The 15,139-nt window shown below is 59.8% G+C and carries 13 protein-coding genes; 4 read left to right on the top strand and 9 right to left on the bottom strand.

Annotated elements, in window-relative coordinates:
* Positions 1-69: 69 nt before the first annotated feature.
* The gene (gene degP / locus VZP09_RS00945; protein ID WP_004145870.1) at positions 70-1,503 is read right to left on the bottom strand and encodes a serine endoprotease DegP; all 1,434 of its coding nucleotides are present in this window, start codon (positions 1,501-1,503) and stop codon (positions 70-72) included.
* Between the two features lie 134 nt (positions 1,504-1,637).
* Entirely contained in the window at positions 1,638-3,152 is a 1,515-nt protein-coding gene (gene dgt / locus VZP09_RS00940; RefSeq protein WP_004145871.1) for a dGTPase, read from the bottom strand.
* A gap of 83 nt (positions 3,153-3,235) precedes the next feature.
* On the opposite strand from dgt, the gene mtnN reads away from it, so the two are divergent.
* From mtnN to VZP09_RS00925, 3 genes are read left to right on the top strand one after another with little or no spacing between them, the layout of a single operon-like run.
* The gene (gene mtnN / locus VZP09_RS00935) at positions 3,236-3,934 is read left to right on the top strand and encodes a 5'-methylthioadenosine/S-adenosylhomocysteine nucleosidase (protein WP_002889282.1); all 699 of its coding nucleotides are present in this window, start codon (positions 3,236-3,238) and stop codon (positions 3,932-3,934) included.
* A complete protein-coding gene (gene btuF / locus VZP09_RS00930; RefSeq protein WP_002889279.1) occupies positions 3,927-4,727 on the top strand; it encodes a vitamin B12 ABC transporter substrate-binding protein BtuF in 801 nt (266 codons plus the stop codon). The genes mtnN and btuF overlap by 8 nt, the downstream gene beginning before the upstream one ends.
* Before the next feature lie 36 nt (positions 4,728-4,763).
* The gene (locus tag VZP09_RS00925) at positions 4,764-5,387 is read left to right on the top strand and encodes a TRIC cation channel family protein (protein ID WP_002889277.1); all 624 of its coding nucleotides are present in this window, start codon (positions 4,764-4,766) and stop codon (positions 5,385-5,387) included.
* 71 nt (positions 5,388-5,458) lie between these two features.
* Here VZP09_RS00925 and erpA read toward each other — a convergent pair whose 3' ends face one another.
* Both erpA and clcA read right to left on the bottom strand, forming a co-directional pair.
* Positions 5,459-5,803 (bottom strand): iron-sulfur cluster insertion protein ErpA, encoded by a 345-nt coding sequence (gene erpA / locus VZP09_RS00920; protein WP_002889275.1) that lies wholly within the window; start codon positions 5,801-5,803, stop codon positions 5,459-5,461.
* An 81-nt stretch (positions 5,804-5,884) separates the two neighbouring features.
* Positions 5,885-7,303, bottom strand: a complete 1,419-nt coding sequence (clcA, locus tag VZP09_RS00915; RefSeq protein ID WP_004151932.1) for a H(+)/Cl(-) exchange transporter ClcA — start codon at positions 7,301-7,303, stop codon at positions 5,885-5,887.
* A gap of 180 nt (positions 7,304-7,483) precedes the next feature.
* Between clcA and hemL the strand changes: the two genes are divergently transcribed.
* A complete protein-coding gene (hemL, locus tag VZP09_RS00910; protein WP_002889272.1) occupies positions 7,484-8,764 on the top strand; it encodes a glutamate-1-semialdehyde 2,1-aminomutase in 1,281 nt (426 codons plus the stop codon).
* Between the two features lie 136 nt (positions 8,765-8,900).
* On the opposite strand, the gene fhuB is transcribed toward hemL, so the two are convergent.
* The 5 genes from fhuB to VZP09_RS00885 all read right to left on the bottom strand — a co-directional run.
* The gene (gene fhuB / locus VZP09_RS00905; RefSeq protein ID WP_328794840.1) at positions 8,901-10,883 is read right to left on the bottom strand and encodes a Fe(3+)-hydroxamate ABC transporter permease FhuB; all 1,983 of its coding nucleotides are present in this window, start codon (positions 10,881-10,883) and stop codon (positions 8,901-8,903) included.
* Entirely contained in the window at positions 10,880-11,770 is an 891-nt protein-coding gene (fhuD, locus tag VZP09_RS00900; RefSeq protein ID WP_021313454.1) for a Fe(3+)-hydroxamate ABC transporter substrate-binding protein FhuD, read from the bottom strand. The genes fhuB and fhuD overlap by 4 nt, the downstream gene beginning before the upstream one ends.
* Positions 11,770-12,567, bottom strand: a complete 798-nt coding sequence (fhuC, locus tag VZP09_RS00895; RefSeq protein WP_004145876.1) for a Fe3+-hydroxamate ABC transporter ATP-binding protein FhuC — start codon at positions 12,565-12,567, stop codon at positions 11,770-11,772. Before fhuC ends, fhuD begins: the two co-directional genes overlap by 1 nt.
* Positions 12,568-12,612: 45 nt before the next feature.
* Positions 12,613-14,820, bottom strand: coding sequence for a ferrichrome porin FhuA (gene fhuA, locus VZP09_RS00890; protein WP_328794839.1), 2,208 nt, complete (start codon positions 14,818-14,820; stop codon positions 12,613-12,615).
* A gap of 234 nt (positions 14,821-15,054) precedes the next feature.
* Positions 15,055-15,139: hypothetical protein (locus VZP09_RS00885; protein WP_328795458.1), on the bottom strand; the 85-nt coding region annotated here is incomplete at its 5' end.

Below are 15,139 nucleotides of genomic sequence, written 5' to 3'. Positions count from 1 at the left end.
GGCGGTCACAGAACGAAAAAAGCCCCTGCCCTCGGCGAGGGAAGGGGCNNGGGAAGCGAGTGCTGGCGGTTACTGCAACAGCAGATAGATAGAGGCGTCGCCGCGCTGAATGTTCAGCGCCAGTACGGACGGTTTGGCGTCGAAGATTTTCCGCAGATCGGCGATGTTTTTCACCGGCTGCTGATTCGCCCCGACGATGACGTCGCCTTTCTTGAGGCCAATCTGTGCCGCCGGGGTACCGGCTTTCACATTATTGACCACCACGCCCTTATCCTGACCCTTATTGCTCATTTCCGCCCCTTCAATCCCGTTGAAGATGGTGCTGGAGTCAACCTGGGTCTGGTTGCTCTGCTGCAGTTCGACGGTCACGGTCACCGGTTTGCCGTCGCGCAGCAGACCAAGCTCAACTTTGCTGCCGATAGGCATGGTGCCGACCTGGGCACGCAGCGCGGCGAAGCTGCTGATCGCTTTCCCGTTGAGGGAGGTGATGACATCGCCGGCTTTAATGCCCGCTTTCGCGGCCGCCGAACCTGGCATTACCTGGCTGACGAAGGCCCCGCGCTGGGCATCGACTTTCATCGCTTTCGCCAGCTCAGAGTTCAGTTCGGTGCCCATAATGCCGAGCTCACCGCGTTTCACCTGGCCATATTTCACCATCTGCTCGGTCAGGTTTTTCACCATGTTGCTCGGGATAGCAAAACCGATACCGATGTTGCCGCCGTCCGGCGCCAGAATGGCGGTGTTGATACCGATCAGCTCGCCGTTGAGGTTCACCAGCGCACCGCCGGAGTTCCCGCGGTTAATCGCCGCATCGGTCTGGATAAAGTTTTCGTAGTTTTCCACGTTGAGGCCGCTACGGCCCAGCGCGGAGACAATCCCGGAGGTCACGGTTTCGCCCAGACCGAACGGGTTGCCGATAGCCACGGTGTAATCACCGACGCGCAGCGCATCGGAGTCGGCAAGCTTAATCGCCGTCAGGTTTTTTGGATCCTGAATCTGAATCAGCGCGATATCAGAGCGCGGATCTTTGCCGACGACTTTGGCATCAAACTTACGGCCATCGCTCAGCTGAACCTTAATCGTGGTGGCGTTGTCCACGACGTGGTTGTTGGTCACCACATACCCTTTGGCGGCATCAATGATGACGCCGGAGCCCAGCGCCATAAATTTCTGCTGCTGGCCGCCGTCAGGCTGACCGCCCTGTCCGCCGCCCTGGCAAAACGGTGAACTCTGGAAAGGAGAACCATCCTGGCAGAACGGCGAATTATCGCCAAAGAACTGCTGGAAGTTACGTGGCATCCGTGGGGTATTAACGGTGGTGCTACCTTCAACGTTAATGCTCACCACCGACGGCATCACCTTCTCCAGCATCGGGGCCAGGCTTGGCATCTGCTGTGCATTAGTGGCCGAAGATGCCGTTTCTGCCGCGCTCGCAGAGAGCGGGGACAACGCCAGACCTAAACTCAGAGCCAGTGCACTCATTGCTAACGTGGTTTTTTTCATCAGTTTCAATCTCAATATCAGGTAACGAAAGTTGCTGTGTACGTGACTATCAGAGTCATTTTATAACGCTAAGTTCCGGAATTAAGTTTCTGGAAAAAGTAAAAATTTATTGTCCATCTTTACAAAACTCCAGCCTATTCCACCGCCATGAGTCGCCGATATTCATCCCACGCATACAAATCCGTCATCCCGCTGATATAGTCCTGAATCAGACGGCAGCGATAATAGTATTCCATCAGCGCAAATTCGGGCGCCGTACGCGCCAGTTTATTTACCGCTTCAACATAGGCCAGCCGGTGACGGGTCGAAAGTTTCTGATACAGCCGGGAGGCAATGGGTAAACGTCGTACCCGCTCCTGCGCTACTAATTCGCTGAAATCCTCCAGCGATAATTTCAGCAGCGGCTGATAGATATCCAACAGGCCGCTGATCACCCGGTAGCCCTGCAATTCCAGCTGCTCAACATCCGGATGGCTAAAGACCTGTTTCATCGCCACATTTTTATAGAGCTCCAGTAGCTGACTGCAATCGCTGTCGTCCTCCAGCAACGCATGATTAAAGTCCCCCGTGAAGATTGCCGGCAGGTTGTCAATAAATCGGCGCGCCGCGTAGGGCACCAGCTTATTCAGCGTATTCACCCGCAAATACATAAAAAACTGATCTTCCGCGCTCTGCTTCAGATAATTGGCTCGCGATTTCTCCCAGGCATTTTCTACTACCTGCGAAAATAACGAGCCTTTTTCATGACTGCCCCAGGCGTCGTAAAGATGCTGATAGAGCTGTTCTGCGCTAAAAATACGTTTTTCCACCGCGTCCTCGAGATCCGCGACGCAATATGAGATGTCATCCGCAGCCTCCATAATCCAGGTTAATGGAAACCGATTGTAAGGCGCGAGATCCAGTTCTTTACGCAAACGCGCGACATACTCTTCTTCGGCTAAATAATAGCCAGGTTTCTTCATTAAATAACTGTGGCTGGCCGGCGTCTCCTCAGACCACCACGCCGGACGAGTATATTTCAGGATACATCCCACCTGCGCCCAGGTCAGGTTCATACGCATTAGCGTATGGACCAGACGAATGCCCTGCGCGTTGCCCTCAAAGCTGCAGAGATCCTGGCGCACTTTACGGCGCAGCGCATTAAGCGATGTCTCTCCGTCATGCAGGCGTAAGGCCTGCACTTCGCAGCGATCGTCGGTCAGCGGCTGCCCGAGCGCATCGCCGGGCGCCAGGCGCTGACGGAACCAGTCGTTAATCGCCGCTTCGCCAAAATGGCCAAACGGGGGATTGCCGATATCGTGCATCAGGCAGGCCATCTCCACCACGCTCTCGAATGGCCCGGTCAGCTCTTCCAGGCCATACTCTTCCAGCAGCCTCAGCTCTTTCAGCCGGCTCAGCACCTCTTTGGCGATATAGCGTCCCACCTGCTGCACCTCCAGCGAGTGGGTCAGGCGAGTGCGCACCGCCGCGTTGCGCTCGAGCGGGAAGACCTGAGTTTTTTGCTGCAGGCGGCGGATTGCCGGCGAGTTGACGATCCGTCCCCGATCGCTTTCAAAGATCCGCAGGATGTCGCGCTCCGTCTCCACCCGCGGCGGCGAACGGAAGCGTCGACGCCAGTTTATCTTGTTGCGAAAATCAATCTTTGCCATAGCCTCTCCCGCGCGAGCAATACGCTTCCCCTTAAGCGCATGATAGACTATGCAACTAAACCTGACACATCGCGAGTAAATCTATGAAAATTGGCATTATTGGCGCTATGGAAGAGGAAGTTACCCTTCTGCGCGACAAAATCGAAAACCGCCAGACCATCACCATTGGCGGAAGCGAAATCTATACCGGCCAACTTCACGGCGTTGACGTCGCTCTGCTGAAGTCTGGTATCGGAAAAGTAGCGGCGGCGATGGGCGCGACCCTGCTGCTGGAGCGCTGCCAGCCTGACGTGATCATTAATACCGGTTCTGCCGGCGGCCTGGCGTCGACGCTGAAGGTCGGCGATATCGTCGTCTCCGATGAAGCGCGCTACCACGACGCCGACGTCACCGCCTTCGGCTATGAATACGGCCAGCTCCCTGGCTGCCCGGCGGGTTTTAAGGCGGATGAAAAACTGGTGGCCGCCGCAGAGAGCTGCATTAAAGCGTTAGATCTCAACGCCGTTCGCGGCCTCATCGTTAGCGGGGATGCCTTCATTAACGGCTCTGTCGGTCTGGCGAAGATCCGCCATAATTTCCCGCAGGCGATCGCCGTGGAAATGGAAGCGACCGCCATCGCCCACGTCTGCCATAACTTTAAGGTTCCCTTCGTGGTGGTTCGCGCTATCTCCGACGTGGCCGACCAGCAGTCCCACCTCAGCTTTGAGGAGTTCCTTGCGGTCGCCGCCAGACAGTCCACCCTGATGGTGGAGAATCTGGTACAGAACCTGGCACGTGGCTAAGTCGCTATCCTTCGCGCTTGCCGCGCTGCTGTTACTCGCCCCGGCGTGGCTGCTGGCCGCGCCGCGGGTGATCACCCTCTCCCCCGCCAATACCGAACTGGCCTTTGCCGCCGGGATCACGCCGGTCGGCGTCAGCAGCTATTCCGATTATCCTTCGCAGGCCAAAACGATCGAACAGGTTGCCAGCTGGCAGGGAATGAACCTGGAACGCATCGTGGCGCTCAAGCCAGACGTGGTGCTGGCCTGGCGCGGGGGCAATGCCGAACGCCAGGTTAACCAGCTGCAGTCTCTGGGTATTCATGTCCTGTGGGTACAGACCTCGACCATAGAAGAGATCATCGCTACCCTGCGTGAGCTGGCGCAGTGGAGCCCGCAGCCGGAAAAAGCACAGCAGGCGGCGCAGGCGATGCAGCAGGAGTACGATGCGCTGAAAGCGCGCTATGCCAACGCGCCGAAGAAACGCGTCTTCCTGCAGTTCGGCTCCGCACCGCTGTTCACCAGCGGCCCCGGTTCGATTCAGGATCAGGTGCTAAGGCTTTGCGGCGGCGAGAATATCTTCGCCACCAGTCGCGTTCCCTGGCCGCAGGTGAGCCGCGAACAGGTGCTGGCCCGCCAGCCGCAGGCGATCGTGGTGACCGGGGATGCCAGCCGCATTGCCGAAGCGCAGCGCTTTTGGCAACATCAGCTCACCATTTCGTTGATTGCGTTACACAGCGACTGGTTTGAACGCGCCGGCCCACGTATTATCCTCGCCGCCAAACAACTTTGTGCGGCGCTTGACCAGGTAAAATAATCATCCGGCACACCGGATGTTCAGTGGGAATCAACGATGCTTGTCTATTGGCTGGATATTATTGGCACAGCTGTCTTCGCGATCTCCGGCGTACTGCTGGCCGGAAAACTGCGTATGGACCCATTCGGCGTGCTGGTGTTAGGGGTAGTGACGGCGGTAGGCGGCGGGACCATCCGCGACATGGCGCTGGCGAATGGCCCGGTATTCTGGGTCAAAGATCCCACCGATCTGGTGGTGGCGATGGTCACCAGCATGCTGACCATCCTGCTGGTCCGCCAGCCTCGCCGGCTGCCGAAATGGATCCTGCCCGTTCTTGATGCCGTCGGTCTGGCGGTGTTTGTCGGCATTGGCGTCAATAAAGCTTTTCTCGCTGGCAGCGGCCCGCTGGTCGCGGTGTGCATGGGGGTGGTGACCGGCGTCGGCGGCGGGATTATTCGCGACGTGCTGGCGCGGGAAATTCCTATGATTCTGCGTACCGAAATCTACGCCACCGCCTGTATCGTCGGCGGTATTGTCCACGCCACGGCACACGACACCTTTCATCTCCCGCTGGAGAATTCGGCAATGATGGGGATGGTGGTCACCCTGGTAATTCGTCTGGCGGCTATTCGCTGGCATCTGAAGCTGCCGACGTTTGCCCTGGACGATAACGGTCGGTAATAAAAGCAAAACGGTAACCTTAAGGTTACCGTTTTTAGGGTTTGCTCCCTCCCGCTGGGGGAGAACTCGCTTTAAACGCTGAACGAGGAGCCGCAGCCGCAGGTGCTTTTCGCGTTCGGATTGGTCACGATAAAGCGCGAACCTTCCAGCCCTTCGGTATAGTCGACCGAGCCGCCGACCAGATACTGCAGGCTCATCGGGTCAACCACCAGGCCGACGCCCTGTTTCTCAATGGTCATATCCCCTTCGTTCACCTGATCGTCAAAGGTGAAGCCATACTGGAAACCGCTGCAACCGCCGCCGGTGATATACACGCGCAGTTTCAGGTTCGGATTATCTTCATCCGCAATCAGGTGTTTTACTTTATTGGCTGCGGCTTCGGTAAACTCCAGCGGCAACGCTACGTCATCACTCATTTTCTGCTCCCATTGATACTTCCGGCCGGTTAAAGAATAACCGGACCTTTTGAGCCATTATCTAATACCCTGGTAAATCGTTCAAGTATTCTCCCGGGGAGCCTGCTGCGCTTTTGCCGCCTGCTCGGCTTCCTGCTTCGCCAGAGTACGCTGCAGAATGGTCGAATACAAAGGCTTACCGCCGAGGAATTGCGCCAGTAGTGTTGCGCCAAGGCAGGTAATAATCATTGGCAAAATGAGCTGATAGTTATCGGTCATCTCCAGCACCAGCACGATCCCGGTCAGCGGCGCACGCACCGAGGCGGCGAGCAGCGCCCCCATACCGGCAATCGCGAAGGTGCCGGCATCGAGATGGTAGGCCGGAAACAGCGGAATAGCCGCCATGCCGAACGCCGTGCCCAGCAGCGTGCCGAGCGCCAACATAGGCGCGAAAATGCCCCCTGGCGCGCCGGAAGAGAAGCAGATCAGCGTGGTCACCACGCGGGCAATAAAGATAAACAGCAGCAGTCCGACGGAGAAGTTACCGGCAGCGGCGATAGGGATCAAGTTAAAGCCACCGCCCACCGCGGAGGGCTGCATCAGCCCCAGCAGACCGCAGAGCCCGCCGATTAATCCGCCAATCAACACCCATTTTTTGATGTTGCCGCCGTGGATGCGCTGGAACAGATCCTGAGTACGCAGCACCAGAAAATTAAACAGCGGGCCAAAGCAGCCAAACAGCATGCCCAGCACCAGATACAGCCATAGGGTATTTACCGGGGCGTTGCTTAGTTTACCCACCTCAATGATCGCCGCTTCGCCGTTGAAAATGCGAAACACAATGCTCGACATGATCACGCCGGTAAACACCGCTTTAATGGAGATCAGGTTGTAGCGGAACTGCGGGCGCATCTCTTCGATGATAAACAGAATACCGGCCAGCGGCGCATTAAAGGCCGCCGAAAGCCCCGACGCCGCACCGGTCGCCAACAGCGTATGCCGCGCTTCCGGACTGCGCATGCGGAAAACGTCCAGCACCATGCGCCCAATGTTGCCGCCAAGCTGTACCATCGGTCCTTCACGACCCAGCACCATCCCGGCGCCAAGGGTCCCCATGCCGCCAACGAATTTCACCGGCAGCACGCGCCACCAGCGCACCGGCCGCAGCTCCTCCAGCGCGCCCTCAATTTCCGGAATCCCGGAGCCGCCGGCCTCCGGCGCAAAGCGACGCACCAGAAAATAGCCGACCATCGCCAGCAGCGCCGACAGGATAAACGCCAGCGGCCAGACCAGATACCAGTGGTCCGCCACCTGCGCCAGCGCGCCGATCCGCTGGTTCTGCACCCAGTTCACGCTCTTTTCAAAGGCGACGCCCACCAGCCCCGCCAGCGTGCCGACCACTGCCGCCATAAACAGCACCGCCAGCGGCGTTTTATCGCGTTGAATCAGACGGCGCACCGCATCGCCGCGACGCACCCGCACAAACTGATGTGCTTCAAAAGAGGGAGTTTCTGCTTTCATGCCGTTATCAATTATTGGTAATACAAATGAAGAGAGCGGCATTTTAGCCGTCCCGGCGCGCTGCGTCGTCAAAAAAATGCCCTTGCGGCACATTGTTTCAATTGGNCAAAACTTTCATAACCATCCTGGAATAACTTAGAATAGCCGATAAAACATTTTTCACGAACCAGGACCCTGGCCATGAGCAAATCTGAAAATCTGTACCACGCTGCGCGCGAACTGATCCCCGGCGGCGTTAACTCGCCGGTGCGCGCTTTCACCGGCGTCGGCGGCACACCGCTGTTTATCGAACGCGCGGATGGCGCTTACCTCTATGACGTGGATGGGAAAGCCTATATCGATTATGTCGGTTCCTGGGGTCCGATGGTGCTGGGCCACAACCACCCGGCTATCCGCAATGCGGTGATCGAGGCGGCATCCCGCGGCCTGAGCTTTGGCGCGCCGACCGAAATGGAAGTGAAAATGGCGGCCCTGGTGACCGAGCTGGTGCCGACCATGGATATGGTGCGGATGGTGAACTCCGGTACCGAAGCCACCATGAGCGCCATTCGCCTGGCGCGCGGCTTCACCGGGCGCGACAAAATCATTAAGTTCGAAGGCTGCTACCACGGCCATGCCGACTGCCTGCTGGTGAAAGCCGGTTCCGGCGCGTTGACCCTCGGCCAGCCGAACTCGCCGGGCGTCCCGGCCGATTTCGCCAAACATACCCTGACCTGCACTTATAACGACCTCGCCTCGGTGCGCGCGGCGTTCGAGCAGTATCCGCAGGAGATCGCCTGCATCATCGTCGAGCCGGTGGCCGGAAATATGAACTGCATTCCGCCGCAGCCGGAATTCCTGCCGGGCCTGCGCGCCCTGTGCGACGAATTTGGCGCCCTGCTGATTATCGACGAAGTGATGACCGGCTTCCGCGTGGCGCTGGCAGGCGCTCAGGCTTACTACGGCGTGGAGCCGGATCTGACCTGTCTGGGGAAAATCATCGGCGGCGGGATGCCGGTAGGCGCCTTCGGCGGCCGCCGTGAGGTGATGGACGCTCTGGCGCCCACCGGTCCGGTCTATCAGGCGGGCACCCTCTCCGGCAACCCGATCGCCATGGCGGCTGGCTTCGCCTGCCTGAACGAAGTGGCGCAGCCGGGGGTCCATGAAACCCTGACTGAACTGACTAACCAGCTGGCGCAAGGCCTGCTGGATGCGGCGCGTGACGCCGGGATCCCGCTGGTGGTCAATAACGTCGGCGGCATGTTCGGCATCTTCTTTACCGATGCCGAAACCGTCACCTGCTATCAGGACGTGGTGAAGTGCGACGTTGAACGATTCAAGCGCTTCTTCCATCTGATGCTGGAGGAAGGCGTGTACCTGGCGCCGTCAGCGTTTGAGGCCGGCTTTATGTCCGTGGCCCACAGCGAAGAAGATATCGACAACACCATCGACGCCGCGCGCCGGGTATTTGCCAAGCTGTAAGGTGCTTGAATGCCTGGTGGCGCAGGGATTTTCCCGGATAAGGCGCATTGCGCCTTATCCGGGCTACCAAATCGCACAGCGCTGTAGCCCCGGTAAGCGATAGCGCCACCGGGGATGTTGAAGCCATCCAGGACCGTTAGCGACTCTGCTTTCTCAGCAAATAAATAAAGTAAGGCGCGCCGATAAAGGTCGACAGTAGCCCCGCCGGGATCTGATACGGGAACATCATCATCCGTCCGCACCAGTCGGCGAAGACCAGCAGCAGCCCGCCAGTCAGCCCGGAGATCACCATATGCGGTAGGGTTCGCCGGAAGCCCATCATCCGCGCGATATGCGGCGCCATCAGCCCGACAAAGCTCAGCGGGCCGATGGTCAGCGTCGCCGCCGCCGTCAGGCAGGCCGCCAGCAGCAGCAGAACAATCCGCGATGACGTCAGCGCCATGCCCACCGCTCGCGCCGCCTCCCCGCCCAGCGGCAGGATGGTTAACCAGCGACGACAGAGCGGCGCCAGCGCCAGCAGCGCCAGCATTACCGCGCCGCTACGCACCACCCTCTCCGGCGTCGCGCTATATGTCGACCCCGAGATCCACGTCAGGATCTGCGCCATACGCGGATCGCCGCTGGCCTGCAGCATCATCAGCAGCATAGTGAAGGCGGTGCTCAGCGCCATCCCCGCCAGCAGCATCCGATGCGGCGAGAAGCCGCCGCGCCCGGCGGCGAGCATAATGATCAGCAAGGTGGCCGCCGCGCCAAGGCTGCCGGCCGGCAGCAGCCAGCCAAAGGCGTCGCCAGGCACGAAGAACAGCATCAGCACCACGCCAAAAGCCGCGCCGGAGCTGATGCCCAGCACTTCCGGGCTGGCCATCGGGTTGCCGGTCAGGCGCTGGATAATACAGCCGGCGACCGCCAGCATGACCCCGGCGAACAGCGCCGACAGCACCCGCGGCCAGCGCCAGGGCAGGAGTTGCTCCAGCAGATCGCCGTGGGCCCACAGCCAGCCGTGGGCATCGCGACCAAAGGCCAGCGCCACGCTCACCGCCANCAGCAGCAACGCGACGCCTGCGAGAACAAACCATTGCACATGATAGCGCTCAGGCTGCACATTATCGCCGCCGTTCATCACCGGGGCGCTGATGCTGCGCAACCGCGGCAGCAGCCACAGCAGCAGCGGCGCGCCAATCAGGGCGGTGACCGAGCCGGTGGAGACTTCCCGCCATACCCGGCTCAGCCAGAGGATCACCTGATCGGAAAGCCACAGGAGCAGCGCGCCGATCAGCGCCGCCAGCAGCAGCCGCGCCAGCAGCCGACGGGCGCCAAGCATTTTCGCCAGCAGCGGCGCGAACAGGCCGATAAAGCCGATAATCCCTACCGCGTTCACCAGCAGCGCGCTGATGACGATCGCCAGCGTCAGGGCGCCGAGGCGCGCCAGGGACAGCGCCAGCCCGAGGTTACGCGCCACCCCGTCATCGAGCCCCATCAGGGTCAGCGGCCGCAGCAGCAGCAAGGTGAGTATTGCCCCGCCAAGCAGCTGCGGCCACAGGCGCTGCGCTACGCTCCAGTCGGTCTGCGTCAGCGTCCCGGTGCTCCACAGGAACATGCTTTGCAGCTGGTCGTGATGGAAAATCACCATCAGCTGGTTAAGCGCGCCACAGTAAAGGCTGACCACCAGCCCCGCCAGGATCAGCGTTACCGGCGACAGGCGCTTACCCCACGAGACGCCAAACACCAGCGCGCCCACCAGACAGGCCCCGGCCAGCGCGGCGAATTGCGACGCCAGCACGCCGGGAATAGCCCATAACGTGGTGACCGTTATCCCCAGCTGCGCGCCGGTGGCGACGCCAAGGGTGGTCGGTTCCGCCAGCGGATTACGCAGCACCTGCTGGAACAGGACGCCAACCAGTCCCAGCCCGGCCCCCACCAGCAGCGCAACAGCCAGTCTCGGTAACAAACTGTAATGAAACAGCATTTGGGCAATATCATCGACATCCGGCTGCCACAGCGCCTGCCGCCACTGCGCATAGGGCAAGGCGACATTGAGGTTGACGATGCTCAGCGCGAAGGCGACGCCCAGCAGCCCGGCCAGCAGGATAATAGCTAACGGCGAGAGACGCGTATTCATGCCGGACTCCCCTGGGCATCAGCCAGCACGCGGGCAAAATGCATCGCTGACAGCGTCGCGCCGTAGAACCAGACCGCCGGAACGCGCTGGAAGCGGCCCGCGCGCACGAAGGGCATCGCCTGCCAGAGCGGCGTCGCCAGCAGTTGAGCCATATCTCGCTCATTGCCATGGTCGAAACAGATGACATCGGCTTCGTTAAATGCCGCCAGCCTGTCGATGCCAACGCTAACGCTTCCCCAGAATGCCGCTTCGCCGTGCCAGGCGTTTTTAATACCAAAGCGATCAAGCACCTCCTGGAACAGGCAGTTTTCGCCAAACACCAGCACGTGGCGGGGATCGAGCAGAGAGATCATCAGCAGCCCACGATCGCCGCGCCCGGCAAAACGCGGACGCAGGCTCTCCATCAGCGCGTCGAACTCCGCCAGATGGCGCTTCGCCTGCTGCGTTTTGCCCAGCAGATCGGCCATTTCCAGTAGCGAACGCTGGGCCATCGCCAGCGGCCGTTTGCCGTCGCTGAAGGTGAAACCGCGGCCGGGCGCGATACGCGCCAGCTTCTCCGGCGACGGGCCGTAGCCCGCCGACCAGACGATAAACGACGGTTTCATCTGCGTCAGCAGTTCAAGGTTGGGTTCGGTACGCAGACCAACATCGATCACCGAGTCGGGCAGCGCGGGTTCGTTCACCCACAAGCGATAGTTGGGAATATCGGCCACGCCATAGGGCGTCACGCCGAGCGCCAGCAGCAGCTCCGCGGGCAGCCACTCCAGGGCGACCACGCGCTGCGGGTCGACGTCGGCCGCCTGCGCGCCGCGCATCTGCCACAGCAGCGGCGAGAGCGCCATCGCGATCAGCAGGCGGCGTCGGGTTATCAGAGTTGGGTTCATCATCAATAGACAAAGCTTACCGGCGCCGCACCGGCCGGGTGTGGCAGGATCCCCATCGGGATGCCGTAGATCTGTTCCAGAGTGTCGCTGCGCATCAGTTCCGCCGGCGTCCCCTGGGCAATCATTTCTCCACCGCGCAGGGCCACCAGATAGTCGCAATAGCGGGCCGCCATATTAATATCGTGCAGGACGGCGATCACCGTCAGGCCGCGCTGCTGGCTGAGACGATGCACCAGCGCCAGAACATCGACTTGATGAGCAATATCCAGCGCCGAGGTGGGTTCATCGAGCAGCAGGCAGCGACTGTCCTGCGCCACCAGCATGGCGATCCACGCCCGCTGGCGTTCACCGCCGGAGAGGCTGTCCACCAGACGATGAGCGAGCGGCTTCAGCCCCACCAGCGCAATCGCCTCTTCTACTTTCTCACGGTCCGCTGCGCCAAAGCGACCCAGCGCGCCGTGCCATGGATAGCGGCCGATCGCCACCAGCTCGCGCACCGTCATACCTTCGGCCGGCGGCAGCTGCTGCGGCAGATAGGCCACTTTGCGGGCAAAGGCTTTGCTGCCCCAGCTCTCCAGCGGCTGCCCGTCCAGTAGCACTTCGCCTGCGGAGGGCGGCTGATGACGGCCAAGCATTTTCAGTAACGTCGATTTGCCGGAGCCATTATGGCCGATCAGGCCTGTGACTTTTCCGGACGGGAAGGTGAGCGAGAGCGGATGGAGCAATGTGCGACCAGGCACACGGAAAGTGACGCGATCCAGCGCGAAGGTGGTTTCTGCGTGCGGAGTCTGTTCCTGCATAGCGATAACCTGATAGAGGGCGCGGCGAACCGCGCCCGTAGGTGGTTAGAAACGGAAGGTGGCGGTGGCGACGACCTGACGTCCGGCGCCCCAGTAGCAGGCGTATTCGCTGTAGCAACTGGAGACATATTCGCGGTCGAACAGGTTGTTGACGTTGACGCCGACCGACGATCCCGGCAGGCCAAAGCGCGCCAGATCGTATTTCACCGTCGCATCCACCAGCGCATAACCGGCCACACTAAAGGNATCATTTTTCTTACCGGTGCTGGTGTCATTTTTGTAGTAGCTGACCGTTGAACCGATATAGCGCGCCCCGGCCCCAATCGTCAGACCGCTCAGCGCGGTTTCGTGGAAGGTATAATCCGCCCACAGGGAGGCCATGTTACGCGGCACTTCCGCCGGACGTTTGCCGTTGAACACCGTATCGTGAGTGTACTCCGCATCGGTATAGCTGTAGGCTGCGGTGACGTTAATATTGGCGTTCACCGCCGCCTTCGCCTCCAGCTCAAGGCCGCGGGAGCGGATCTCGCCGGTCTGGATGCTGAACGCCTGGTTAGCCGGATCAGCCGTCAGGTTCTTGTCTTTGGTCAGCTGATAGACCGCCGCGGTGACCACCACCGGCATATCTTTCGGCACGTATTTCACGCCGGCTTCATACTGCTTACCGCGCGACGGATCGAACGGCTGGCCGCGGCTGTTGGAACCCGATACCGGTTCAAACGATTCGCTGTAGCTGAAGTACGGCGAGATGCCGTTATCGAACAGGTAGTTGATGCCGCCGCGCCAGCTGAACTGCTGGTCGTGATTCTCCGCCAGGCTGTTGGTGGCGCGGGTTAACGTTGAGGTCGTGGCGTAATCGTAACGGCCGCCCAGGGTCATCACCCATTTATCCCACTCCATCTGATCCTGCGCGTACAGGCCGGTCTGCTCCATCCGGTTGAGGACCGCGTACGGGAAGGTGACCTGAATATTCGGATTGCCGTACTGCGGATTGCTCATGCTGATAGGATCCGCCGTCCCGTAGTCGGCATCCACATCGTTACGCATCCGCGAGTAGTCCACGCCGGTCAGCAGCGTATGGCTGACCGCGCCGGTGGCGAAATCAGACTGCAGCTGGGTATCGACGGTGAAGGTGTTCAGGTGCTCGTCGGAGCGCACGTAGGCGCGATTCATGTAGCCCGGCGCGACATAGCCGTTGCCGTATACCGAACGATAGAGCGTATGCACATCGGCATAGCGCAGGTTCTGCCGCACGGTAAAGGTGTCATCGAACTGATGGGAGAAGCTGTAGCCCACCATCTTCTGGCGGCGGGAGATTTTATTATCGGACTCGCCTTCGTTGAAATCGGTCGGCAGCTTGTGCGCCTTACCGTTGGCGTCGTAATACGGCACCACGGTGCCTTCGCGCGGCAGCCAGCCGTAGTAGCCCGCATCCGGGTCATTCTGGAAGTTGCTCAGGAAGGTGAAGTCAGTTTTATCGTCCGGACGCCAGCTAAAGGAGGGCGCCACCGCGTAGCGGGTCGATTTCGCCATCTGCTGCTGGGCATCCTGACTGCGGCCAAGGCCGGTCAGGCGATACGACCAGACGCCGGCATCATCAATGGCGTCGCTAAAGTCAAACCCGGTCTGCCACAGATTGTCGGTGCCCATCTTAAACTGCACTTCTTTCAGCGGCTCGGTAGTCGGGCGCTTGCTGACCATGCTGACGATACCGCCCGGGTTGCTGTTGCCGTACAGCACCGAGGTTGGCCCGCGCATAACTTCCACACGCTCGAGGAAGTAAGGATCCATGGAGACTTCAGAGTAGTTATTCCCCTGCAGCTTCATGCCGTCCAGATACTGGTTGGTGTTGACGGTCGTCGAGGTGGTGAAGCCGCGAATGGTGACCACGTCATAGGTGGTCGAACTGCCGCGAGTGGAGAAGACGCTTGGCGTATAGGAGAGCGCCTCTTTTACCGTCGTCGGCTGGCGCATCTCCATCTCCTGGCGCGTCACCACCGACACAGACTGCGGCGTTTTTTCAATCGGGGTATCGGTTTTGGTCGCCGTGGCGGAGCGTTTTGCCGCGATAGTCGGCGCCGGTCCCCAGGCGCTTTCCTGGGCGGCCGGGGCGGCAACGACGGTGATGGTTTCTTCTTGCTTCGGTTGTTCTGCTGCCTGTGCGTAGACAGACATGCCGCTAACCGCCGTGGCTACTACAGCTGCGACTTTACGCAGCGAGTGATTTGGCTGAGCAGTTTTTGGACGCGCCATGGGTATATCTCTGATGAAAGTGAATGATAACGTAAACGAGAATTATTATTATGACGGGCGATATAATAGGCGAAACGTCGAAGGCAAGGCAAGCGATATGCCTGTCGCCGCCGGTCGAAGGCTGAATTAATAACCAGATAGTTATTATGGAGTTAAAGAGCCGTTAACTTTTTTACAGGCATAAAAAAACCCCTTAATACTTTCGTATTAAGGGGTCTGGTCGTGCGGTCAAAATCAGTTACTGCCGAACATATCCTTGATCCAGCCCGCGACGCCGTCGCTCTTTTCCTGCTGCTTCGGCGACTGTTGCTGCTGTTGC

This window comes from Klebsiella sp. EMBS2024 (assembly GCF_036233805.1).
Lineage (GTDB): Bacteria > Pseudomonadota > Gammaproteobacteria > Enterobacterales > Enterobacteriaceae > Klebsiella > Klebsiella pneumoniae.
This window is presented reverse-complemented; position numbering and strand designations above follow the sequence as displayed.